The sequence below is a fragment of the Candidatus Mesenet endosymbiont of Agriotes lineatus genome (assembly GCF_964019585.1).
In the GTDB taxonomy this organism is placed as follows: Bacteria; Pseudomonadota; Alphaproteobacteria; order Rickettsiales; family Anaplasmataceae; genus Mesenet.
On record NZ_OZ026454.1, the window covers coordinates 1045925 to 1070042 of the forward strand.

General features: G+C 31.7%; 22 protein-coding genes. 10 read left to right on the forward strand and 12 right to left on the reverse strand.

The annotated features are described in order from the left end of the window. Positions 1-383 precede the first annotated feature (383 nt). The 3 genes from pyrE to AACL19_RS04845 all read right to left on the reverse strand — a co-directional run bounded on the left by pyrE (position 384) and on the right by AACL19_RS04845 (position 4589). Positions 384-995: an orotate phosphoribosyltransferase gene (gene pyrE / locus AACL19_RS04835; RefSeq protein WP_339045380.1), complete on the reverse strand. Its 612-nt coding sequence runs from the start codon at positions 993-995 to the stop codon at positions 384-386. 77 nt (positions 996-1072) lie between these two features. Then, entirely contained in the window at positions 1073-3751 is a 2679-nt protein-coding gene (locus AACL19_RS04840) for a 2-oxoglutarate dehydrogenase E1 component (protein ID WP_339045381.1), read from the reverse strand. A gap of 25 nt (positions 3752-3776) precedes the next feature. Next, on the reverse strand, positions 3777-4589 hold the full coding sequence (locus tag AACL19_RS04845) for a TrbG/VirB9 family P-type conjugative transfer protein (RefSeq protein WP_410519882.1): 813 nt from the start codon (positions 4587-4589) through the stop codon (positions 3777-3779). A 386-nt stretch (positions 4590-4975) separates the two neighbouring features. On the opposite strand from AACL19_RS04845, the gene AACL19_RS04850 reads away from it, so the two are divergent. The 3 genes from AACL19_RS04850 to AACL19_RS04860 all read left to right on the forward strand — a co-directional run bounded on the left by AACL19_RS04850 (position 4976) and on the right by AACL19_RS04860 (position 6264). After that, the gene (locus tag AACL19_RS04850; RefSeq protein ID WP_339045383.1) at positions 4976-5236 is read left to right on the forward strand and encodes a helix-turn-helix domain-containing protein; all 261 of its coding nucleotides are present in this window, start codon (positions 4976-4978) and stop codon (positions 5234-5236) included. A 105-nt stretch (positions 5237-5341) separates the two neighbouring features. Continuing rightward, a complete protein-coding gene (gene rpoZ, locus AACL19_RS04855; RefSeq protein ID WP_339045384.1) occupies positions 5342-5737 on the forward strand; it encodes a DNA-directed RNA polymerase subunit omega in 396 nt (131 codons plus the stop codon). A gap of 8 nt (positions 5738-5745) precedes the next feature. Then, the gene (locus AACL19_RS04860; protein ID WP_339045385.1) at positions 5746-6264 is read left to right on the forward strand and encodes a Smr/MutS family protein; all 519 of its coding nucleotides are present in this window, start codon (positions 5746-5748) and stop codon (positions 6262-6264) included. Between the two features lie 3 nt (positions 6265-6267). Here AACL19_RS04860 and AACL19_RS04865 read toward each other — a convergent pair whose 3' ends face one another. The 4 genes from AACL19_RS04865 to AACL19_RS04880 all read right to left on the reverse strand — a co-directional run bounded on the left by AACL19_RS04865 (position 6268) and on the right by AACL19_RS04880 (position 9773). After that, positions 6268-6981 (reverse strand): Bax inhibitor-1/YccA family protein, encoded by a 714-nt coding sequence (locus AACL19_RS04865; RefSeq protein ID WP_339045386.1) that lies wholly within the window; start codon positions 6979-6981, stop codon positions 6268-6270. A gap of 75 nt (positions 6982-7056) precedes the next feature. Further along, entirely contained in the window at positions 7057-8070 is a 1014-nt protein-coding gene (locus tag AACL19_RS04870) for a hypothetical protein (protein ID WP_339045387.1), read from the reverse strand. Between the two features lie 92 nt (positions 8071-8162). Next, a complete protein-coding gene (gene pgsA / locus AACL19_RS04875; protein WP_339046686.1) occupies positions 8163-8717 on the reverse strand; it encodes a CDP-diacylglycerol--glycerol-3-phosphate 3-phosphatidyltransferase in 555 nt (184 codons plus the stop codon). Between the two features lie 204 nt (positions 8718-8921). Then, a complete protein-coding gene (locus AACL19_RS04880) occupies positions 8922-9773 on the reverse strand; it encodes a zinc ABC transporter substrate-binding protein (RefSeq protein WP_339045388.1) in 852 nt (283 codons plus the stop codon). Between AACL19_RS04880 and AACL19_RS04885 the strand changes: the two genes are divergently transcribed. From AACL19_RS04885 to rsmA, 3 genes are read left to right on the forward strand one after another with little or no spacing between them, the layout of a single operon-like run. Next, the gene (locus tag AACL19_RS04885; RefSeq protein WP_339045389.1) at positions 9765-10481 is read left to right on the forward strand and encodes a metal ABC transporter ATP-binding protein; all 717 of its coding nucleotides are present in this window, start codon (positions 9765-9767) and stop codon (positions 10479-10481) included. The two genes, AACL19_RS04880 and AACL19_RS04885, sit on opposite strands and share 9 nt — an antisense overlap. After that, the gene (ubiB, locus tag AACL19_RS04890) at positions 10478-11914 is read left to right on the forward strand and encodes a 2-polyprenylphenol 6-hydroxylase (protein WP_339045390.1); all 1437 of its coding nucleotides are present in this window, start codon (positions 10478-10480) and stop codon (positions 11912-11914) included. Before AACL19_RS04885 ends, ubiB begins: the two co-directional genes overlap by 4 nt. 50 nt (positions 11915-11964) lie before the next feature. Then, positions 11965-12744 carry a 16S rRNA (adenine(1518)-N(6)/adenine(1519)-N(6))-dimethyltransferase RsmA gene (gene rsmA, locus AACL19_RS04895; RefSeq protein WP_410519847.1) on the forward strand — a complete coding sequence of 260 codons (780 nt, stop codon included), beginning with the start codon at positions 11965-11967 and terminating at the stop codon, positions 12742-12744. Between the two features lie 4 nt (positions 12745-12748). Here rsmA and AACL19_RS04900 read toward each other — a convergent pair whose 3' ends face one another. Further along, positions 12749-13771 (reverse strand): hypothetical protein, encoded by a 1023-nt coding sequence (locus tag AACL19_RS04900; RefSeq protein ID WP_339045391.1) that lies wholly within the window; start codon positions 13769-13771, stop codon positions 12749-12751. A 134-nt stretch (positions 13772-13905) separates the two neighbouring features. Here AACL19_RS04900 and lipB point away from each other — a divergent pair, with 134 nt between their 5' ends. The 3 genes from lipB to htpG all read left to right on the forward strand — a co-directional run bounded on the left by lipB (position 13906) and on the right by htpG (position 18320). Further along, positions 13906-14541: a lipoyl(octanoyl) transferase LipB gene (lipB, locus tag AACL19_RS04905; protein ID WP_339045392.1), complete on the forward strand. Its 636-nt coding sequence runs from the start codon at positions 13906-13908 to the stop codon at positions 14539-14541. A 35-nt stretch (positions 14542-14576) separates the two neighbouring features. Next, positions 14577-15824 (forward strand): MFS transporter, encoded by a 1248-nt coding sequence (locus AACL19_RS04910; protein WP_339045393.1) that lies wholly within the window; start codon positions 14577-14579, stop codon positions 15822-15824. Between the two features lie 552 nt (positions 15825-16376). Further along, positions 16377-18320: a molecular chaperone HtpG gene (gene htpG, locus AACL19_RS04915; protein ID WP_339045394.1), complete on the forward strand. Its 1944-nt coding sequence runs from the start codon at positions 16377-16379 to the stop codon at positions 18318-18320. An 807-nt stretch (positions 18321-19127) separates the two neighbouring features. Here the strand turns inward: htpG and AACL19_RS04920 are convergent. Continuing rightward, complete coding sequence (locus AACL19_RS04920; RefSeq protein ID WP_339045395.1) at positions 19128-21224, reverse strand: ankyrin repeat domain-containing protein; 2097 nt, start codon at positions 21222-21224, stop codon at positions 19128-19130. A gap of 143 nt (positions 21225-21367) precedes the next feature. Here AACL19_RS04920 and AACL19_RS04925 point away from each other — a divergent pair, with 143 nt between their 5' ends. Beyond that, positions 21368-22207: a DUF2163 domain-containing protein gene (locus AACL19_RS04925; RefSeq protein ID WP_339045396.1), complete on the forward strand. Its 840-nt coding sequence runs from the start codon at positions 21368-21370 to the stop codon at positions 22205-22207. A 28-nt stretch (positions 22208-22235) separates the two neighbouring features. Here AACL19_RS04925 and lysA read toward each other — a convergent pair whose 3' ends face one another. The 3 genes from lysA to AACL19_RS04940 are packed head-to-tail and all read right to left on the reverse strand — an operon-like array spanning position 22236 to position 23971. Next, positions 22236-23489, reverse strand: a complete 1254-nt coding sequence (lysA, locus tag AACL19_RS04930) for a diaminopimelate decarboxylase (RefSeq protein WP_339045397.1) — start codon at positions 23487-23489, stop codon at positions 22236-22238. A gap of 30 nt (positions 23490-23519) precedes the next feature. After that, a complete protein-coding gene (locus AACL19_RS04935; RefSeq protein ID WP_339045398.1) occupies positions 23520-23825 on the reverse strand; it encodes a hypothetical protein in 306 nt (101 codons plus the stop codon). Beyond that, positions 23819-23971, reverse strand: a complete 153-nt coding sequence (locus AACL19_RS04940) for a hypothetical protein (protein WP_339045399.1) — start codon at positions 23969-23971, stop codon at positions 23819-23821. Before AACL19_RS04940 ends, AACL19_RS04935 begins: the two co-directional genes overlap by 7 nt. Between the last annotated feature and the right edge of the window lie 147 nt (positions 23972-24118).

Sequence of the window (24118 nt, forward strand, 5' to 3'; positions counted from 1 at the left end):
CCTGTTCTTAAAATCCAAATTCTAAATTTTGGTTTTGGCTTTTTTCACATCTCTTCTGTAATCACAAATCTATTCATTTTTTTCTTTTAGCTTAGTACATAAAATCCCTTGTTAACTCAAGTACTGAATATAGTGATCTTATACCTTGCAAGCCAAACAGTAATGAACAATAATCTTTGACATCGTTAGAATAGTCATACCTGGCTTGATAATTCTTTTTGCATTTATTTTAGCATATTGTTACTGTCAAAAAAGAAATAGTAATGAAGCTAGAACAGATATAGAAGCAGCGTAACTAGCTTCTTTAAATAATGAGAGACATCGTAATTAATGGATTTGATCTAACAATAAAAAGGAGTGTTAGAGTAGCCTTTAATTGCAGTTTATGTTGCATTTTTAGATAAATAATGTCCACTTCCATGTTCTACAGGTGGGATCTGCTTTAATTCTTCAGGAATGTTACCATCAGTGTAGTTTTGTATATTTAGGTTAAGTAATGAAATAACTGGAAAAGGCAAACAAGTTTCACTACTTCTGCTGACTAAAGCAGCTTCTGCTATAACTTCTCCTTCATATTTCTTTGCACATTCTGCAGTTTCTAAAGAAGACTTACCAGTGGTTATGACATCCTCTACTATCAATATTTTATTTCCTTTTTGTATTTCAAAACCACGACGCAAAACAAATTTGCCATCAACTCGTTCACAAAAAATAGAATTAATTCTAAGTTGCCTTCCTATCTCATACCCTACTACTATTCCACCTATTGCTGGTGATAAAATCAGATCTATCTTATCCAAATTACTGATAGTAGCATGTATTTTATCAACTAACATTTTACAGACTTTATCAGCTCGACTTGGCCTTTCAAAGAGTTTAGCACATTGTACATAAACACTACTATGAAGCCCAGAAGATAAAATAAAATGCCCTTCTAAAATTGCTCCACTTTCTATAAACTCTTGAGTGATAGGACAGTTTTTTTTATTTAACACGTAATTAATAACATAGTTAATTTTATATTATACCCTTTTTGAACGAAAAGCTCTAAATTATTTTCAATAGCAAATTTTTATTTACTTATATCTAAAGCAGCTGAGATTATCGCTTCCTGCTCCTTATTATGAATGCTCAAGTAACCACAAGCAGGAGATGAAGATGCAGGTCTTGCTATGCATTTAGGACGCTTTGCTTTATGATTACCTAGCTTTGATAACTCATCCTCTATTAAATGATTTACAAAAAACCAAGCTCCCATATTGTACGGTTCTTCCTGACACCATGCTACTTCTGCGTTTTGGTATTTCTTCAGTTCGCAAACAAGTTGCTCAGCTGGAAAAGGGTAAAATTGCTCAAGACGTACAATAGCTATGTCATCTATTTCTTTAGATTCACGCGTTTCTATTAAATCATAATACAATTTTCCACTACATATTAAAAGCTTCCGTATTTTTGCATTTTCCACTAAATCTGCACTTATTTCCGTAATGACTGGTTTAAAGCTTCCCTTAAAATCAGATAAATTAGAAACTGCTCTTTTATGACGCAAGAGCGATTTTGGTGTAAACACTATAAGAGGCTTACGGAAGTCTCTATGTATTTGCCTACGCAAAGCATAAAAATAATTGGCTGGCGTAGAACAGTTTACAACCTGCATATTATCTTCTGCACATAATTGCAAGAACCTCTCTATTCTTGCTGAGCTATGCTCAGGACCTTGTCCTTCATAACCATGGGGTAAAAGTAAAACCAAACCACTAGAGCGAAGCCATTTTGTTTCAGCAGATGAAATAAACTGATCAATAATAATTTGGGCACCATTGGCAAAATCACCAAATTGTCCTTCCCATAGAACAAGAGTATTAGGACAGTCCAAACTATAACCATACTCAAAACCCATAACTGCATATTCTGATAATGGACTGTCTATTACTTCAAAATATGCTTGTTTTTCATCTATATTATTTAAAGACACAAACACTTTTTCTGTAACTTGGTCTATAAGCTTAGCATGACGATGAGAAAATGTTCCTCTACCACTGTCCTGACCTGATAAACGTACTCTAATATTCTCAGATAAAAGCGATCCAAATGCTAAAGCTTCAGCTGTTCCCCAATCAATGTTACAACCAGAATCTATAGCTGCAAATCTACTGGCAAGTATCTTTTTTATCTTACTGTTAATACTAAACGTACTGGGAACATTGCTATTGATTTTCTCTCCTATTTCCTTTAACTTTTCTATCGCAACTCCAGTATCAGTCAGATAATCAGTAAAATCACCAATTTTGGGTCTACGAAAACTTGACCAGTTACCAAAAAACCAATCAGCTTTACTGGGAGTATAATTTATTGAATTTCTTAAATTCTCATCTAGAATAGCAGAAAAACTATCGCGCAAGTTATTGTATTCTTCTTCATCTACAATTTTTTGTTCAATCAGTTTTTGAGCATATAATTTTGCAGTAGTTTTATGCTCAGATATTAGTTTATACATTAAAGGCTGAGTAAACACCGGTTCATCACCCTCATTATGACCATAACGGCGATAGCAAACTAGATCAATAACTATATCTTTTTTAAATTTTTGCCTATACTCAAGAGCTAAGGAACAAGTAAAACTCATAGCTTCTGGATCATCACCATTAACATGAAGAATTGGTGCTTCGATAAACTTTGCTAAATCTGAACAATAAAAAGTAGAACGTGCATCTTTGGGATTTGTAGTAAAACCTATTTGATTATTAACTATAATGTGTACGATACCACCTATATTATACCCAGGAATTCTACTCAATGATAAAGTTTCAAAAACAACTCCTTGTCCAGCAAAAGCTGCATCACCATGAATTAGAACTCCAAGAACTAATGACCTTTCATTATCATTTGCCAAATCTTGCTTTGCTCTCACTCTTCCCATAACTATGGGATTTACTGCTTCTAAATGGGAAGGGTTGGAGCACAATGTTAGGTGCAAGCTTTTTCCACCTACGGATTTCCTATCACAAGAGTAACCTAGGTGATATTTTACATCACCTGCCACTTCAGGAGCATCATGGTGTGCAAGATTACCTTTAAACTCTGATATCATAGCAGAATATTTTTTGCCCATAAATTTTGTTAAAACGCTCAAGCGTCCACGATGAGCCATACCTAAAACTATCTCATTTATATTAAAAACAAAAGTATCATCTATAATTTTCTCAAGCCCAACCATGAGCGATTCTGCGCCTTCAATAGAAAAACGTTTGTATCCAGGAAACTTGGTATGTAAAAACTGCTCAAACATTTCGGTTTCCACTAAATGTTTAAGTATTGTCTTTCTATTATGTTCATCTAAGTTGTAGTGCTGATTTTCAATCTTATTTTGCAGCCATTCTACCTCTTCAGAAGAAGAGATATGCATAAATTCAAATCCAATACTTCTGCAATAAATATTTTTAAGTGAAGCAATCAACTCTTGTGAAGCATCCATCATATCAGCTAAAGGCACCTGAGCTTTAAGAGGATTAACATCTGCATAAAGATGGCCGTTACACCTGAAAAAATTGAGCAAGTTAAATTTTGGATCTTCATTTTGCGTGTTAGCAATTATAGATTTTTTATCAGCAGTGAAATCCCCAGAAAAAACTACTTTCCAATCATCACTGACTAATTTATCATCCAACAAATAACGTTGATAGGCATCATCTATAAAAGCTGCATTAATGACAAACAAATGAGAACTGTTATTTGAATAATACTTAGACATTATATAATTATTGAAATTACATAAATTAATATACTCTTTTCCTAAACTTTTTGCTACCATTTTTAAAATAATGAGACATTTGTTCATTAAATAAACAAGCAGTCGCTGCTCCGTGTCTTAAAGTAAAGACAGCACTAACTCTTTCAATAATAACGTAATCATCTACTACGCGAAAATTTATTAATGACTCATATCCTTCGTAATCAACTAAAAATATAGATGGTAAGTCAGTGTTAGTACTACTGAACTGCAAATAAGTAAATTTTCCATCATCAAATACCTTTAATGGAACTATTGCTTGACTACCTCTACTATGAGCAACAGAGTAGTTAAAATTAAGTCCTTGTCCTACAACTTCAGGATCGCTTAAATCTGGGATAACTGTTTGATTAGCTGGAATAATTACGTCTTTGTTTGAGTCACCTAAAGATATATTTCCCTCATTTGATGAATAAACAAATCTAACTTCATAGGCAAGCCTAGGATCATCTAGTCCTTTTGCTTCTTCTGCATGAAGTTCAAAATGATATACTCTTTTATTAGTGATAATCGTTGCATTAGTATCAGCATTATCTTCTATAGGCTTTATAAATAATCTATTACTCTCAGGATTAAGTTGCCAACCAGTTGAATCACCCATTGAAATGGTACCAATACTTTCTCCTTCTTCAAAAAGAATACTAGATTGATATCCATAAAAACCAATATATTCATGTATTGACTGAGGATTATAGCTCATCACTTTAATGTGATCGTTAGTAGCTATTGATCGTACTGCTTGCTCTGCTAGTCCATAATCACTAAAAAGTATAGAAAAAATAAATAGTGGCGTGATAATTAAAGACTTATCCATATAAATAGATACCCTACAAAAATGGAATTTTAGCATCGATCAAACAGAATTGCAATTGCTCTAACTTAATTCAGTAATACTAAAGATAAGTGAAAAACATTTTAAGACATATAAAACATTTCTTAGTAAATAGTTATTTTAAAGTTTTAAAAATTTTTCTTCTTTATAATAGTAGAAAATAAGTTGAATTTATTATTAACAATACAATTAAATATTTGTTTAATACAATTTTTATGTATACTACTCATATATATATTATACATATAATATACATTTTTATATACATAGAGTACATTTATATGTACACTTTATATGTTAAAAATTTGAAGCGTTAGATAAACATATCAATATTTTAGAACAAAGGAATTAGTATGAAAAAGATTTTAGTGCAAAAAATAAAGGAGATTATTGAAAAAGAAGGATGGAACCAAACAAAAGCGGCCTTACTTTTAAACATTGATCAACCAAAAATTTCTCAAATAAAACATAGCAAAACTCAAGGCTTTTCTCTTGAACGTTTATTATCATTTTTAACTAAATTGCATTTTGGAATAGATTTAGCTAAATTGCATTATGAAATAGAATTAACCCCAAATGAAATAAAATTAGTAATAAATAAAAATATAGACTAAAACAATAATAGTATTAAAGATTTTTAATATAGATAATATTTTATAAGTTGTCATTGATACTAAAACAGTTTATAATGCAAACTAATTAATTTATCCCTGAAAATAATGGCTGATGTTATAATTGAAAAATGCTTGTCTCATATTAATAATCGTTTTAAGTTAGTTGTTTTAGCAAGTCAAAGGGTTCACTGTCTTAATATAGGTGCTGAGCCTGTAATTACATGTACAAAAAGTAAAAATACAACAATTGCTTTAAATGAAATAGCAAGTGATAAACTAGACTATCATACACTGTTTAATCTTGCAGTTAACAGGTGTAAAAAATCTATTGAAGCTACTATTGGTAGTAACAAAAAAAGTTTAGATGAATTTAATGATGGTATAGAAAAAACAGATTTTTTTGGTAATGAAGAATTAAGTGATCAGGAAGATAATTTAAACAATGACCAAGACCTCTTGTGTGAAGATGATATTAACATAGAGGATGGACTAAATCTATAGTATTCCATATGCAAGATGATGATAAGTTTGATTTTTCATTGTGGTGCTCTGTTATAAAAAATATAACACCTATTACTAATAATAAAATACTTCCTATTAAGAAGAAATTAGTAGCTTTTAACTCACATAATAATGTTAACTATTATTTAAATAATAAATTTGATTTTATAAAAGAAGAAAAATTAAAGTCCTACGATATCGACCACAACACAAAGATAAAAGTAATTAAAGGCAAATACGCCTTAGATGATCAACTAGACTTACATGGCTATAGCCTAGATAAGGCATATTCAATTTTGCTCAATTTCATTACAGAACATTACCATGTAGGTAGTAGATGCCTTTTGATCATTACTGGTTATGGAAATCAGATAAACACTGGAGTGATAAAAAATAACTTTGCTAATTGGCTAAACAGCAGTGAAATACAACATATGATACTCTACTATACACAAGCAACCAAAATACATGGAGGAAAAGGAGCATTTTATGTGCTCCTTAGGAGAATTAGAACAAAACACAAATAAGAACTATTTCCTATCACCAAATAATCTTAACAAACTTAAGAATATATTAATGAAGTTAAAATATAAGCTAGTTGCTTCCATTATAGCCAATTTATTAGTTGCAATTTCTGAACCATCATTAAATTGATAATATAAATCTTTTATTCTTTGTGCATCATAAGCAGTCATGAGAGTAAATATTACTACTGTAATCAGTGAAATAGCAAATTGAAGGGGATGACTACCTAAAAACAAATTAGTCAAAGAAGCAATAATAAGACCTATAACACCCATCATTAAAAACGACCCAAGCTTTGTTAAATCGTGTTTTGTATTATTACCATATAACGCCATTGAACCAAACATTGCTGCTGTTATAAAAAACACCCTAGCTATGCTCTCAGCCGTATAAACAACAAATATATAGGATAAAGACACACCCACCAATGCTGAAAAAGAAATAAACAGAGCTATTGTCGATTGAAAGCTAAGTGAATGAAGCTTATAGGACATAACAGATACTAATATAACTGGTAAAAACACAACAAGCCACTGTAAAGGAGTACCATATACTGCTGACATTACAGCTTGAGAAGAAGCTACAAAAAATGCAACTATACCAGTAATACCAAGAGCTATTGCCATATAGTTATAAACCTTAACGAGATAACTCCTTAGCCCTGCATTATAGTATACACCCTGTGATCTAACATTTTGTTGATCCCTAACAAATGACATACATTAAACCTTTAAAAACATATTATCTGCTCAATATAACAATAAATACTTAATAATTCAATAAGAATGTTGTTCTTAACACATCCCTGGCGTAGCTTCTGCTTTATTAGCTTGAGGTGGTTCATTTCGAATTCCACTAATAAACTCTGATTGCTTTTTTATTGTTTGATCAGCGAGATTAATATTCAACCCAAATCCCACTAAAAATATTGCCACACCTATTACCCCAAACATTAATCCAAGTGGCAAAGTATCCATTTTAAACCCTTTTCCTATATTGCCAGTATAGCCTATTGAATTAGTTACCTCAAGCGATAGCAGAACCTTCCTTATTAACATAAATAAACCACCAACAGCTATCAGTCCTGCTCCCATTAAAGCCTTTTTATCAAAAGTGCCTTTATCTCCTTCCTCTTTAAGAAGCAATTCCTTATCAGTACCTACTTTTTTACCTGACTTATATTTATCGATTGCAATATATAAAAACATTAGCGCAACACCAAAACATATGACATTAGATATTGTGTCAGATATACCTTGAAAGTTCATAGCTGCGTTTTCAAGCCCAAGCGATTTGTTTGTGCCTGAGATGGCTCCCCAAATATTGAGTACTACTGCTAATTCTGTAATTACTATTACTAAAGATGCAAAAGCATCTAAATAAACAGCGCTTTTTTCAAGCTTATTATCTTGTATTTCTTCTTTATTTTCTTTACTTAACGCTTGTAACTCTTTCTCTTTTTTCCTTTGCTTATTATAAATATGAATTAATGCAATTGAACAAATTAAGGATGCTATACAAAAAACTAAAGCAGTAGTTTCAAGAACATTTCCATAATACAACGTCTCCTCAGCTTTAAGATTTAATATCTCTGATTGTAAAACCGCAAAGCCAGCCCATATGAGCGCAAATGCAAGTGAAGTTCCAACTACAATATACCTTCTTTTTTGGTTCATTTGTATTAGATAAAGTTTTTCTTGGTTTAATTTTTTCTTTCTTTCTTCTAATGCTATTTCTTCTTCTACTAACTTTTGTTTTGCTGTTTCATCTTGTGATTCTTTACCCATACTTGAACCTGCTGCTGTCATATCTGACCCCACAAATTGACATATAATTTAAGATGTACATCTAAACACCTTAACATTAAATTATATCTACTTTAGGTTAAATAGTCAATATTTTACTTAAGCTTGCTACTAGTTTGATAAAACCCTTGTATAATATAGTTATAGCATGACCATATTGCAGTTATTGCTGCAATCCATAAACATATACTTCCTATATATTTAACAATTGAATAATTATCAGTAATCAGCATTATCACAGCTATCATTTGAAAGAAAGTTTTTACTTTTCCAATTTTGCTAACAGGTATTCTAATAGTTGAATACTCCCTCAGTCCTGATACTAAAATTTCCCTGCAAACTATAATTATCGATGGTATCACGGTAAAATCATTTATTTTTTGTTTGTAGATCAACATAATTATTGTAGAAATAACTATTAATTTATCAGCTATTGGGTCAAATAATTTGCCAAATTCTGACTGTACATCCCATACACGTGCTAAATAGCCATCAAAAAAATCAGTAATACATGCAAATAGAAATATTGATATTGTTATCCAACAGGTGTACTGGCTTTCAATATAAAAACTAGATATCATCATAGGTATTGCCAAAACACGGGAGAGTGTTAGTAAGTTAGGTAGTTTTTGTTTAAAATAATTCCACATTATCATTATAATACTTTCAAGTGGGCAATATACCATCATATAAATGAACGTAATTAATCACAAATATTTTCTATTTTTTATGACAAACTAAAAAATAACTTGAACTCGAATTTTAAACCTATACTTCAATACTGAAGCTTTAAAGTATGCTATAGAAAAATTGCCACTTTAAATACTTTTAATAGAGCAATAGATAAAAGTTTTTTAGTTGAAACATGCTTTAAAATTTTTTGCAATACTGCTCATAATAGCAAAATATGCTTCTTTTCCTGGAGTAATATTATTACCAATTGGATCAAGTATCTTAATCTCAACACTATTTGTAAAGATGCTGCTTCTTACATATTGCTCTTGTGGTTCGGAGAATATACATCTTATATTATTTTCTTTTATTATTCTTTTTATTTTGTTTATAGTACTAATTTTGATTGATGCCTCATCTCCTAAAGGGAGAATTCCTCTTGGTGCTGACAAATTAAAATATTTTTCAAAATATTGATAGGCATCATGCACTACAATATACGGCTGATCCTTTGAGCTGCTTAGCTCTCTTTTAATTTCTTGTGCATTTCTTTCTATCCTTTCTATGGTTTCTTCAGCATTCTTTTTATAAATCCAAGAATTTGCTTTATCAACCTCACTAAGTATTGAGCTAATATGATTAACCATTATTTTTGCGTTTTCTGGACTTAACCAAACATGAAAGTCTTTTACATTTTTAGTATGCATGCAGGTCGATCTTAATGGTAGAAGATCTACTTTTTGTGAGAGTGCAACTAGTGTTTTTCTCCTAATGTTTTTTATAAATGTTTCTAGCTGATCAGAAACGTAAAATATAACATCGCTATGCTCTAATTTGTTTGCATTTGAAGGTTTTAACATATAATCATGTATTGATACTACATCATCAATTAGCAGCTCTGGCTCTGTAACCCCATATGTGACAGAAGCAACAAGGGAATGTATTGGTTTTATCGTTGCAATAATTTTAGGGGGATGAGAGTTAGCGTTTGATTGTATTAAAACAAGTAATAAAAAGAGAAAGACGTGTTTCATAATAGTTTAAGTGATATCGATAGCTCAATTTGTGTAGATGATTATGTTCTAATTGTAAAGAATCTATCTTTTTCATACAGAAATAAACAAGTAATAAGAAATATCGACATGTTAGTCAAGAAAGGTGAAATCTTTACCATACTTGGTCCTAATGGAGGTGGTAAAACTTCTCTAGTGCGGATACTAGTAGGAATACATAAAAACTATACTGGTTGCATTGAGTATATGGACAATATTGTAATTAGTTACCTCCCACAAAGTTTTGTAATTAACAACTTAATGCCAATGACAGTTGAATATTTTCTTCTATATAGCCTACTAAGAAGGAAAGTAGATATTGATGATATCATTAAGGATGTCAATATTGAGAGCATATTAGACCAGCAGTTATCGGAGCTTTCTGCAGGGCAAATGCAACTTGTATTGCTGGCACGTTGTTTAATGTCCAGTCCTGATTTGATAATTCTAGATGAACCTGTTAGCTTTATGGACATTAATGCAAAAGTAAAGTTTTATGATTTAATTTCTAAATTGGTTAAAAAAAGATCAATATCCATCATCATGACATCTCATGATTTGCGTTGTGCTCTGCGTTATTCTGATAATGTAATGTGCATAAATTGCTTTGTTTATTGCCAAGGGATGCCAAATGAAATTGAAAAAGATAGAAATTTTATCACAATATTTCGTGGTTATTTTGAAACATGATCGGAAGTGTTATTCGTTTTGTAAACATACTGATAGTTCTAATCCGCTATAATCTGCTCTTTTGTTCATATACAAACAGATCAATCCAAAACACAATTAAAGGTAATAAGATAAAGACTGCTCTGCAAAAACTTGGTCCAATTTTTATCAAATTTGGGCAATCACTCTCTGCACGGGTTGACATTTTAGGTGAAGATATAACAAATAGTCTGCTGTCTTTGTGTGATAAGCTGCCACCTTTCTCTTATAAGAAAGTTGTTCAAATTATTGAAAGTGAGTTTGGTTGTTCAATTGATAGCCTATTCTTAGATTTTTCCGAAAAACCAGTTGCAGCAGCGTCAATTGCACAAGTTCACAAAGCTGTAACGAAGGACGGTAAACTTGTAGCTGTAAAAGTTTTAAGACCTAGCATTGAAAAAATATTCTCGTGCGATATAAAAATGCTAATGTGGCTTGCAAGCTTGACCCAAAAAATTAGCAAGAATTCACACCGCTTTAAACCCGTACAACTTGTGCAAACGTTTTCTGAAATCTGTCGTTTAGAGCTAGATTTACGTTTTGAAGCGGCAAATGCTTCAGAGCTTAGAGAAAATATGCATAGTGATGAGGAAATTTATATTCCCAAAGTGGATTGGAGTAGAACTTCAAGACGTGTTTTAACTTTAGAGTGGGTAGATGCAACCCCAATATATGAAATTCACAAGTTAAATGACTGCAAACAAGTTGCAGAAAACCTCATAACTTTGTTTTGCAATCAGGTATATAGGGACTGTTTTTTTCACGCAGATATGCACCCTGGCAATTTAATGGTTACTGAAAATAACAAAATTGTCATGGTAGATTTTGGCATAATGGGAAGAATAGATCGTAGCACTTCAATGTATGTTGCAGAAATCATAAAAGGTTTTGTAAAGCGAGATTACAGCCACGTCGCTAAAATCCATTTTCAAGCTGGATATGTTTCAGAAAAGTATAGTAATTTTATTACAGCTTGCAGAGCAATAGGGGAACCCATTGTTGGTAGAGAAATAGAAAACATTTCATTTGCTAATTTACTCACGCAGCTATTTAAAATCACTGCTGACTTCAATATGGATATACAATTAGAACTTCTATTGCTGCAAAAAACTATGATTTTAGTGGAAGGCATATGTCGCAGGTTACATCCAAGTATTAATGTCTGGCAAGTGGTTCAGCTTTGGATAGAAAAACAAGAGAATCAAAGAAATAGATGTATTGAAAAAATGAAAGAATCGTGTTTAGTCAAAACTATACAAGAAGTACCACAGATTATGAAAAAATTAAATAGAATAGCTGATAATATAATTGAACAGCAGAATAACTCATATGCAAGCAGTAGTAAAACTTATCTGTTTTTACTGCTAATAATTATAGCTTTTGTTATTTTGCATCTTGGATCTTTTATATATTGAAAAATAAGTAAATTTTTAATATAAAATTTAGGCTATCTATATTAGTCCAATTGATTAAACCAAAGAAAAAATTAGGCCAAAACTTCATTCTATCAAGCGATATTACAGATAAAATAGCTGCACTTGCTGGTGATTTAAGTGAGTTTAATGTAATTGAGGTCGGTCCTGGATTTGGCTCTCTCACAAGGTCCATATTAAAATGCAGTCCCAAGTACCTTTTATCTATAGAAAAAGATGAATCACTAATCTTAAAGCATAGCAGCTTAATTGAAAATTATGTTGGTAAGTATCAGATTTTAAACGCTGATGCCCTGCATGTTAAAGAGCGAGAGCTAGTAGATAAACCAGTTAAGGTTATTGCCAATCTACCTTACAATGTCTCAGTGGTTTTGCTGCTTAAATGGTTAGAAGATATAAATTTCTTTACTAGTTTGACTTTAATGTTTCAAAAAGAAGTAGCTGACCGTATTGTTGCTACTCCTAACTCCAAATCATACGGTAGGCTCTCAATACTTACTCAACTGTTTTGCGATGTCAAAAAAGAATTTGATCTAAAACCCGAAGTATTTTTTCCTAAGCCAAAGGTAGATTCTGCTGTTGTTACAATCACGCCTCTTCCTTCTCCTAGATTCTCAGTTGATATTTGTACCCTTAAAAAGGTAATGAATGCTGTGTTCAACAAAAGGCGAAAAATGCTCAGCAGTAGCTTAAAAGAAATATCTCATAATACAGATGCCCTCTTAAACGCAACAGAAATTGAAGGCAGTAAGCGCCCAGAAGATTTAAACATTGAACAATTTTGCAAATTAGCAAATGCACTTTATAAATAGTAAATCATATTGACCTACCATTGCCTTTTTGCTGCTCTGATGCTTCTCCTGTTCTATTAAGCTCTCGTTGTGCAAAATTAATGCCTTCTTCAGATGCATTACTAACAAGTTTTTGTACATTCTTAGTAAGAGGAATTCTAACTGCTTTATTGCTTACACCTTTTTTAGCACCTGATTTAGCCTGCTGTTCTGATTTTTCCTGCTCAGGTTGTTCTGATTTTCCTTCAAATTTCTTTATCATTTCATATTGAGCATTAAGTAGAAAATTGTCTTTTAATTTTTCTAATACTTCTTTGTGACCCATTCCTTTAATATCAATTCCAATTTTTTCTAATCCCTTTTTAAACTGCTCTTTTAAAACTTCTAAGTTTTTTTCTGTTGATACGTTAGTAAACTTAGGAGGAATATTAGTTAATTCATCCTGTTGACCCACTTCTTTTTTAGGTTGTTTGCTATCTAGATCATTAAGTTCCTTAAGTAACTTTGAACGTTCATTAGCAATTTGAACTATATCGCTTTTAATATTATTACGATTATCTCTACCTTTAGTTCCTTCAAGCTTTAAATTAAGGTCATTAATTTTAGCTGCTTTGATTTCCAGTACCCTCTCCATCAAGCCTTTTAACTCACTTTCAAGATGTTCTATAATTTTATTAGTTACATCATATTTTTGAGTTTCTCTTCCATCCTTAATTTCTTCCAATTCTTTTTTCTTTTGTTCTATTTTCTCCTCAAGATTCAAAGGTTTGGTGCTATTGTTCTTAATTGCTTCTTGAGATTGATTGTTATTATAATCTACTGTTAAGTTTGCTTTAGTGTCATCTTTTTTTAATATATCCATCGCTTCTTTCAATTTTATTAGCCGCTTTTCAGCCAAACCAGGAAAAAAGATACTGAGTAGTTTACTAAATAAACTTCCAGCTAATCCTCTAAATTGCTTATCAACTAATTCTTTTTTTTCCTTCTCATCAAGTTCATAAAATTTTTCTTTTTTAATTCCAAGACGTGTATAATGATCTGTAGCCATAATCTTATTTATTAATTAATTTACAAATTATACTTATTTTTTATTAAAATAATGCTAATTTATTAATAAATATAACCTTATATATTGCTTGTTTCTATTTTAGCTTGTAAGAAACTAATAGCTCTAGTTCCTATATGCCCATGGTAGAATGGCTAAAATCAGATAAACCAGTTGAATATTTAAGTGCTGTAGAATTTATGGAAAAAAGGGTTAAGATGATTTCTGAAGGAATAAAACCAGAGCTAGTTTGGCTACTTGAACATTCAGCAATATATACAGCAGGCATCAGTGCAGATGCAGCAGAGATCAGTGCAAATATAACCATTCCTGTCTTTCAAACTGGTCGTGGAGGTAGATATACTTACCATGGTCCAGGGCAACGGGTAATCTATGCAATGCTTGATCTTAAAAAAAGAAATAAATGTGACATAAAGCTATATATCAAAAATTTAAGTACTTGGATAATAAACAGCTTATACCATTTGTCGATCTATGGAGAGTTTAAAAGTGACCGCATAGGAGTGTGGGTAAATACAAATGGAAAAGAAGAGAAGATCGCAGCTTTTGGCATAAAGATAAGAAAGTGGGTTACATATCATGGTATTGCCTTAAATGTTCACCCTGATCTATCTCACTATAGCAGTATAATCCCTTGCGGTATTAGAGAATATGGAATAACTTCTATGAAGAAATTAGGAATTGAAACTTCCTTAGACGCAATTGATGAAATTTTGCAGAAAGAATTCTATAAAGTATTTTCTAAAACATAAGTAAACTTACAACTATTGACAGAAATCTTATAAAAATGAAAAACATTAAGAAAGCAATAATCTCAAGTGTAATTTGCAACGTAGTTTTATGGTACGATTATACTTTATTTGGCACCTTAATTTATATAATAAGTGATGTTTTCTTTTCATCAGAAGGCTATTACATAGGTTTAATAAAAGCCTTTAGTGTTTTTGCTATTGGTTTTTTAGCAAGGCCATTTGGCGCAATTATATTTGGGCATATTGGTGATAAGCACGGCAGAAGAATTGCACTACTTACCTCAACATTACTTATGTCCGCCTCATCTGCACTTATTGCATTTGTACCGAGCTATAGAAATATAGGAATATTTGCATCACTGCTTATAGCAACACTTCGTTTATTGCAAGGAATGGCAATGGGAGGAGAAGCAGGCAGCTCAGTTTTTTTAATTGAAAATGCAGATAATAAAAAGAATCTAAGTTTTCTTGGTAGTATCAAAATTTTAAGTGGAATGCTTGGTTCTGTGATTAGTTTAATAGTAATAGTAATCTGCAAAAAAACATCTGATTTTGATTCTTGGGGATGGAGATTACCATTTATATTTTGCTTGTTTATGGGATTTTTTGCTGTATGTACAAGATTTATCTTTGATGAAAGCTATGCATATCAAGTAAATAAAAAGAACTTATCAAAATCACCAATCTTAGAGTTTATTAAATACTACAAAAGACCAGTGCTTATATCCATAGGAATTGGCATTGCTCAAAATGCTTCTGTCTATGCTCTTTTAGTATTTTTCAAAACTTACGTAAGAGAAATATCACCAGAAAATTTTGATATTACTTACATAATAGAAATTTTTGGCAATCTACTGTATGGAATGCTTGCTGTATCTTTTGCTATTTTATCTGATAAAGTAGGAAAAAAAACTATAATGATATTCTCTTGTGTTACACTCGCTATGACCAGTTTTCCAGCTTTTTTTATGCTACACTCTAATAGCTATCTAGCTATTATATTTGCGTATTTGATGTTTGCTGTGCCTAGTGCAGCATCATTTGGTGTATATAACGCAGTTGTGTGCGAATTATTTCCAACAAAAGTTAGATATACTGGTTTGAGTTTAGCACATAATATTTCAGCAGGATTTTTTGGTGGATTCTCACCTTTAATATGCGCCTGGCTTGTAATGGCAACAGGAATTAAGATCTCCCCTGGATTTTATATAATCTTCTCTGCAATGATCAGTTTAGTATCTATATTACAAATCAAAGAAAGTGATAAGAATATTGATTGGTAAATATTATTTATGTAGTTAGCTTAAGCTTTAGTATTTTAGTGATTTGATATGGATCTAATTGTACTAAATACAGATATTTACAGGTCAGAGAGGAATTATCAGAGAATGCAAATTATGTAGAACCTGATCATATACATATTCTATATCTCCAAATATCCAACAATATATTAAACAGGAATTTGGGCAACTAAGAAAAAGGTATTTGGGTAATTTGCTGTCACAATGTCAATTTTACAGATGTGCAAAGGTATATTGAAGAACAAGAATAATTGCAATATTTTAGAGTTTTAAAACTTGCTTTATAAGCGTTTCTTCAAACCACCAACTTTAGCTAGTGGTAATTGATAATTCTTTTTCAAGTTAAAATTTGCTATAGCTAGTTTTAAGCATGTTTTGGCAGCTAAACTATTTATACAATGATAAAATAGTGGGTTTTACGCTTACTATAGATAGAGTGTAATGCAAAATCTCGCTAATTTTAGTAGAATGTACACTTGAAAAGCACTCAAATGATGATTAGATCCTAGATGATAGAAATTTGTGGTGTAGCCAATGAATAGTGTAGCAGAAAAATTAAAGTTTGATGCTGAGGTAGGGAAGGTATTAAATATAGTTATACATTCTCTCTATACAAATAAAGATATTTTCTTACGTGAGCTCATATCTAACGCTTCTGATGCATGTGAAAAGCTACGCGTTAGTTCTATAACTAACCCAGATTTAGTTGATTCACAAGATGAGCTTAAGATTACAATTAAAGTTGATAAAGAAAATCATAAGCTTTGCATCACTGACAATGGTATAGGAATGAATAAGCAAGACTTAGTAGAGAATCTGGGTACAATTGCTAGTTCTGGTACACAAAAATTCTTAGATGTAATTAAAGGTAATAAAGACACCAATCAAGCGGTGGAGCTGATAGGAAAATTTGGTGTAGGATTTTATTCAGCGTTTATGGTTGCATCGGAAGTTATTGTCAAATCAAGAAAAGCTGAAGAGAAAGAATCTTGGCTATGGAAATCGAAAGGCGACGGTGAGTTTATAGTAAAGAGTTTAGATGAAGAATCACTAAGAGGGACAGAAATAACACTTTTTCTGCGTCCTGAAGAGCAAGAATTTTTAGATAAGTTTCGTATAGAACACATTATAACGACTTACTCTGATCATATTGCTTTTCCTATTGAATTCATAGATGAAAAAGGTAATAGCGAGAAGTTAAATAGCAAATCTGCAATCTGGACTAGAGCTAAAAATGATATTACACAAGAAGAGCATAATGAATTTTTTCGCAGTGTTGCCCATGTTGGTGGTGAACCATGGATGATATTACATAATAAAAATGAGGGTACGATAGAGTTTACGAATTTGCTCTATATTCCTTCAATAAAACCCTTTGATTTATTCCACCCAGATAGACGTTGTTCTGTTAAACTTTATGCTAATAAAGTTTTTATTACCGAAGATAACGTGGAAATTATACCACGATATTTGCGTTTTTTAAAAGGCGCTGTTGATTCACCAGACTTACCTTTAAATATTAGTAGAGAAACACTACAGAACAATAAAGTTGTTGGAACGATAAGACAATCCTTAATAAAAAAGGTAATGTCTGCACTTAAGAAAAGAGCAGAGGAAGATTTAAGTGATTATATAAAATTTTGGGATAATTTTGGTGCTGTTTTAAAAGAAGGCTTATGTGAAGCAATGGATACAGATGGAAGAGAAAAACTACTTTCTGTATGTCGCTTTTATAGTATAAGACCAAAACCTAAAGATGATAATACATCAGAACTAGTTAATAAGGATAATATATTAGAATTAGTTAGTATTGAAGATTACATAAAGAGAATGAAGTCAGATCAGGACAATATATATTACCTTACTGGCAATAATATAGAAACAATAAAAAAGAGCCCACAACTTGAGGGTTTTATTAGCAGGGAGCTTGAAGTACTACTGCTTGTTGATCCAGTTGATGACTTCTGGACAAGCGTTGTGACTGAGTATCAAAAGTATAAATTAAAATCTATAACTCGTGTTGATACGGACTTAGACAAGTTCTCTGTGCAAGAAAGTGATGAAGGCAAAAAAGATGAGTCTTCAGGTGAGAGTAGCGAAGAAGAGGTAGATTCATTAATTAAATACTTTACTAAAGTATTAGGGGATTCAGTTAGTAGTGTTAAGGTCTCAAAAAAGTTAACTAGCAGCCCTGTATGCCTTGCAGCTGGTGAAAGTGGTATGGATATTAGAATGGAGCGCTTTTTACGTGAGCAAAAGCAACTGAGTTATAAAAGTGCAAAAATTTTGGAAATTAATGTTAAGCATCCCATAATTAAGGGAATCATTAAGCATTATATTAAAGATGGTGAAAGCTCTATGTTGGAGGATATTATACACTTACTATTTTATCAGGCTTGTATTATTGAAGGTGAAGAAATAGGCGATACCAGTGCTTTTTCAAATCGTATTAATAATATTTTTAGTAAAGTGCTTTAAATAAAACTTTTTCAGGTACAACAAACTATGTCAACTGAATTTTTAGCGCAGCTCAATTTTCTGGGAAGAAGCTGAGGAATAATTAATGTCTAATTTGATATAACATTTACCCTCTTTATAGCACATTGTTTATACAAATACTAGTAAATTGGTTTTTTCTTGGTTTGTCGATTCAATTAGATCAGTAGTGTAAATCTAACTGAACTAAAATACTTAACTGCCAAGATTTATAGCAATTCTCATAATAATCCGAACTACACATAAAAAGCAGGTTGTTGATAGCAAACCAATAGTGAGATTAAGTCATGGTGGAAATAAAGCCACTGATTTTTTTGAATTTATGGAATTGTCAAAAGAAATTGGCGTTACAAATTGCCCAAACCAAGTGTTCCTTCAAAGGTCGTTCCATTACTTATTTTCCAGATTTTATGGCATTTTTGGCAATAGTTCTGTATTATCTTCACAATTCCTTTAAATTTCATCTCTTTCTTTATATCCGTAGGTCTTTTTTTAATCCTCTATGTATTGTTAGAAAATTAATATTACCCTAAAATTTAGCCATTTCCGATAGAGTTTTGCGCTCCGAGTTTTTTTCTGCCATTTTTTGTACATCCAATGTTTGCATTGTTTTTTTTCTTAACTGCTGGCATTTTAAATCCTTATCCTATCACCTCTAGTGGATGAGCTGTAATTACTTAAAAATCTATGGAGGCAAAAATTTGCAAAATTTCATTGTTTCTTCAAAATCTTTTGAAGCTGTTTTTGTATGTTGGGGCCTCTGTATAATTAGGAAATTCTTCATTGTCTCTATTCTATACGTTGACGTTTTCTTGGGGGCTCTTCTACCTCAACTTCAACTAGTAACCTTTGCAGTTCATGAGGTAGTCCACTGATCTCCCTTTTTCGTTTTTGCAAACTGATCTCTGCATGCTGCCTAGCTTCTGTATTGATAGATTTGCATACTACGCTCAGATTTAATGCATCATTACTTCCCTTAATAAAGCCATAATCTTGTATTGCCATTTTCTTGTTAAGGTCAAAGTTCCCTTTTTTCATTCTTAGCAATTCTAATCTTAAGAGTTCAGCAAGGGCACCGGTTCTAAATGCATCTTTTTTATGCTCTAATAAGCATTGCTCACATAAACGCTCTATAAAGATTACTAATTCTCTACATATAAAGGATAGCCTCTCATCAGAGTTAAAATCTTTCTTGATACTTTTAACCATCTTAATTAATTCTTCAATGAACTGTTGTTGCTTAACTTTGTTGTTTACACATTCATAAATAACTTTTGCATTTTCTTTTTTATCTCTACTTTTATTTATCTCTATTAATTTGTCTAAGTAAGGTATTGCTGCAATTTTTTTAAACACTGTAAGGCAATCTTTAAACATAGGATTACTTTCCACTATATCCCTTATACTTTGGTCTTCTTTACCTATATCGTGACCATAAAGTAAAAATAAAAAAAAATTTTCTGTTTGCTTATATTTAACAACTAAGTCAAAAGCTGTTGCTCCTAAACTATTTTGAATATTAGTGTTTGCCCCTCCCTCTAAAAGCAACCTTATCATTTCCTCATCTCCATACTCAGCAGTAATATGCAAAGCAGTCATTCCATATTCGTCTTGAGCATTAATATCTGCCCTGCATTTTAAAAGCAATTTTATTATTTCTTTATGTCGATAAATAGTAGCATAGTGCAAAGCTGTTGTTTCACTACGATAATCTTTAACATCAATATTAGCTCCATTTTCTAAAAGCAACCTTACTATTTCCTCATCTCCAGACTCAGCAGCAATATGCAGAATAGTCATTCCACAGTGATTTTGAGCGTTAACATTTGCTCTATATTTTAAAAGTAATTCCACCATTTCTTTGTGTCTATAAATGGTAGCATAGTGCAAAGCTGTTGCTTCACTACGATAATCTTTAATATCAGTATTAGCTCCATTTTCTAAAAGCAATCTTACTATTTGCTCATTTCTGCATATAACAGCAAAATACAATGCTACTATTCCAAAATTATCTTGAGCATTAACATTTGCTCCATTTTCTAAAAGCAACCTTATTATCTGATCATTTCCACGCTCAACAGCAAGATGCAAAGCCGTTGTATTAAAATTATCTTTAGCATTAACATCTGCTTCCTTTTCTAAAAGCAATCTTACTATTTCCTCATCTTCATATGTAATAGCAACGTGCAAAGCCGTTGCACCATAATTACCTTCTCGAGCATCGACATTTATTTTCTTCCCTAAAAGCAACATTCTTACTATTTGTTCATCTCCAGACTCAGCAGCAAGGTGCAAAGCTGTTGCATTAACATTATCTCGAGCACTAACATCTGCCCCCTTTTCTAAAAGTAACTCTACTGTTTCCCTATCTCCATAATCAGCGGCAGAATGTAAAGCCGTTGTATTAAAATTATCTTTAGCATTAACATCTGCTCCATTTTCTAAAAGCAATCTTACTATTTCCTCATCTCCAGACTCAGCAGCAAAATGCAAGGGTGCTGTATTAAAACTATCTCGAGCATTAACATCTGCTCCATTTCTTAAAAACAGCTCTACTATTTCCCTATTTCCAAACTCAGCAGCAATATGCAAAGCCGTTGTATCATAATTATCTCGAGCGTTAACATCTGCCCCCTTTTCTAAAAACAACTTTATTATTTTCTCATTTTCAGATGAGGCAGCAATGTGCCACACTGTTACTGCATTTCCATTCGTCTTATGTAAAAGTGTTTCTGCAAACTCTTTTACATATATATCAGTAAGGAATACAGCTGCATTTTCTGGTGGAAGATAAGCATTAGGATTTGCCCCCTCATTTAATAAAGATTCTACTTTCTTTATATCCTCACTTTTAACTGCATCTATTAATTGATTATCAAGTGACATACCCCCCCTTATCAAGATGATTTATATCCTTTATAGCATAATATCTGTCAATTTACACTGTGTTTAATTTTAGTTTTAAAAGTGATGGCATAAGAGACTATTTCACTATTACAATCACAATTTAGCATTACATTTCTAATCATATGAAAAACATTACTAAAGAATTAAAAAAACATTTATCTAGCTCAGTGCTAAGCATTGCAACATGTTGGAAATTAACACTAACTAACAATAAAGTTATGGGTTTTACTGACTGTGATAAGAACTTAACAATAGATAATGTAATTTATCAATCACATGCAGGTTTTACTGCAAGTACTATTGTAAGTAACTCCGATCTGGCAATCGATAACTTAGAAATAGAAGGAGTGCTAAGTAGCAATAGTATAAAAGAAGAAGATATATTAGCAGGAAAGTATGACTTTGCGCAAATTGAGATATTTTTAGTTAATTATAACAACTTAAGTCAGGGAATCTTAAACATGCATTATGGTGCTTTAGGAAGAATAACACTCAGCAACGGTAGGTTTGTAGCCCAAATTCACGGGCTATCAACTAAACTTACGCAAAATATAGGAAAGTTGTATTCAACCTTATGTAGAGCAGAGTTTTGTGATAATAAGTGTAAGTTAAATAGCAATAAATTTACTAAATCTGGTGCAGTAACATCAGTGGTAAATAATCATAATTTTCAAGATGAAAATTTAACAGAAGATAATGATTATTACAAATATGGAATAGTTAAATTTGCCAGTGGAGCAAATAGCGGCTTAACCTTTACCATTCGAGAATATCAAAAAGGAAACGTTACACTTTTTATGCAGGCGCCGCATAAAATTTTAGAAAAAGACCAATACTCTATCACTGCTGGCTGTGATAAGAAATTTTTTACGTGCAAAAATAAATTTAATAACGTAAAAAACTTTCGTGGAGAACCTCATATACCAAAAAATGTTTTAGGAAATTATGTGTATAATCAATAAACCTACTTGTTTTTTAAACAAAATTAAGTTACTCAAAATTTTTCCAGTTAGGCATTATATCTTGACTTAACATTTCCTCATATGATCCACGTTTTCTAATTATGGCAAATTGGTTACCGTTTACTAGCACTTCAGGAATAAGTAGCCTAGAGTTATAAGTTGAAGACATAGAAGCTCCATATGCACCTACATCGCATATAGCCAATATATCACCTGAAGTTACTTGCTGCATTTTGTATTTATAGGCAAAAACATCGTCAGACTCACAGATAGGACCAACTATATCAACCTCTTCTTCTTGCAAGTCTTCATTCTTTTTAACTGGAACTATTTTGTGTTTGCTGCCATATAGTGCTGGACGAATCAAATCGTTCATGCCTGCATCCACTACCACATGTTTTACAATATCATTGCTTTTTGTATATAGAACTTTAGTAACTAAAACACCGGCATTACCAACAATAGCTCTGCCCGGTTCACATATTATTTTATAACCTAAATTGCAAATATTTTCCCTAAGTAATCTAGTATATTCAGCAATACCTGGAACGTTATCATCATTAGCATATGTAATACCTAGTCCTCCACCTAAATCAACTTTGGAGATTTTACGCCCATATTTTTTAATTCTAGATATGATCGTTTTAACCTTGTTAATTGTTTCTAAAAATATATTTAGATTGGAAATTTGAGAACCGATATGAACAGAGATACCAAATAAATCGATATTAGAAAAGTCTCTGGCAAAAATCTCATCAACATATTCTTCAGATATACCAAATTTATTTGTTTTAAGCCCTGTAGTGATTTTATTGTTGGTTTTAGCATCAATGTTAGGGTTAATTCTAACAGCAACTGAAGCTCTGATTCCCTTGTTAGACGCTACTTGATTTATTAATTCTAACTCTTCTTTGGATTCAGCATTAATTTGATAAATGTTATTATCTAAAGCAAATTCTATTTCTTCCCTTGTTTTACCAACTCCGGAAAAGACTATTTTATCTACTGAAACCTTAGCTGCTATAGCGCGCCTTATCTCTCCACCAGAGACAACATCAGCTCCACCACCCATGCTAGCAATAGCCTTAATAATTGCAATGTTAGGATTTGCTTTAACTGCATAGCAGATCATGCTATCTGGAATATTATCTGTAAATTCTCTGTAGTTTTTACAGATGGAATTAAGTGAATAACAGTAAAAAGGTGTTCCTATCTCTATAGCTATATCTAGTAAGCTTACGTCTTCAATACGTAATAAATCATGTTTATAATTAATTTCCATGTTTAAATGAGTTCAAATAAAGTATAATAACTAAAACAGACTAGTAATTTCACATTCCTTATCCGTTATATCAGATATAAGAGTTTGTTCAAACTCGTTTTGAGGATATGGAATAATATCATCAATGATACTGTAACAACAAAGACAAGCAATAGCAGATATCATACCAAAACCTATTGCTTCTAATATTTGACTATCGCTCATATTGAAGAAGCCAATACCAACTAGTATAGTAGCAGTTATTATAGGGGCACTGAGTAGTACTGTATCGCAAGCTTTTCTTAACTTACTATCATAGTAGCAAGCGTATTTATAGTCATGGTATAGCTTTAACAAGGAAAAAACAATAAGTAACCTGTAACACCAATAATAAATTTATTTTGATTACTGAATGGTCCAAATAAAGCTAGCCCTATCAGTACAGCTCCTGTTGGTACCATAACACTTCTGCTTCCACCAAGAAATTCACTATATTTCCCCATACTTACTCTTAATTATATTTAAGTTACCTGATGTTAAGCTAATTCTATCATATGGGCAATATCTTAATTTATAAAATGCATGATGATAAGTTTAACAATTTACTCAAAAAACTATAAGCAATAATTTAGTTTACATTGAGTCAATAT

Coding starts and splice junctions, on each gene's coding strand:
- AACL19_RS04940 (WP_339045399.1), bottom strand. CDS start 23,971: ATGGGGAAATATAGTGAATTTCTTGGTGGAAGCAGAAGTGTTATGGTA.
- AACL19_RS04900 (WP_339045391.1), bottom strand. CDS start 13,771: ATGGCTACAGATCATTATACACGTCTTGGAATTAAAAAAGAAAAATTT.
- ubiB (WP_339045390.1), top strand. CDS start 10,478: ATGATCGGAAGTGTTATTCGTTTTGTAAACATACTGATAGTTCTAATC.
- lipB (WP_339045392.1), top strand. CDS start 13,906: ATGCCCATGGTAGAATGGCTAAAATCAGATAAACCAGTTGAATATTTA.
- htpG (WP_339045394.1), top strand. CDS start 16,377: ATGAATAGTGTAGCAGAAAAATTAAAGTTTGATGCTGAGGTAGGGAAG.
- AACL19_RS04850 (WP_339045383.1), top strand. CDS start 4,976: ATGAAAAAGATTTTAGTGCAAAAAATAAAGGAGATTATTGAAAAAGAA.
- AACL19_RS04860 (WP_339045385.1), top strand. CDS start 5,746: ATGCAAGATGATGATAAGTTTGATTTTTCATTGTGGTGCTCTGTTATA.
- pgsA (WP_339046686.1), bottom strand. CDS start 8,717: ATGTGGAATTATTTTAAACAAAAACTACCTAACTTACTAACACTCTCC.
- rpoZ (WP_339045384.1), top strand. CDS start 5,342: ATGGCTGATGTTATAATTGAAAAATGCTTGTCTCATATTAATAATCGT.
- AACL19_RS04920 (WP_339045395.1), bottom strand. CDS start 21,224: ATGTCACTTGATAATCAATTAATAGATGCAGTTAAAAGTGAGGATATA.
- AACL19_RS04865 (WP_339045386.1), bottom strand. CDS start 6,981: ATGTCATTTGTTAGGGATCAACAAAATGTTAGATCACAGGGTGTATAC.
- AACL19_RS04880 (WP_339045388.1), bottom strand. CDS start 9,773: ATGAAACACGTCTTTCTCTTTTTATTACTTGTTTTAATACAATCAAAC.
- AACL19_RS04870 (WP_339045387.1), bottom strand. CDS start 8,070: ATGACAGCAGCAGGTTCAAGTATGGGTAAAGAATCACAAGATGAAACA.
- AACL19_RS04910 (WP_339045393.1), top strand. CDS start 14,577: ATGAAAAACATTAAGAAAGCAATAATCTCAAGTGTAATTTGCAACGTA.
- lysA (WP_339045397.1), bottom strand. CDS start 23,489: ATGGAAATTAATTATAAACATGATTTATTACGTATTGAAGACGTAAGC.
- AACL19_RS04840 (WP_339045381.1), bottom strand. CDS start 3,751: ATGTCTAAGTATTATTCAAATAACAGTTCTCATTTGTTTGTCATTAAT.
- AACL19_RS04925 (WP_339045396.1), top strand. CDS start 21,368: ATGAAAAACATTACTAAAGAATTAAAAAAACATTTATCTAGCTCAGTG.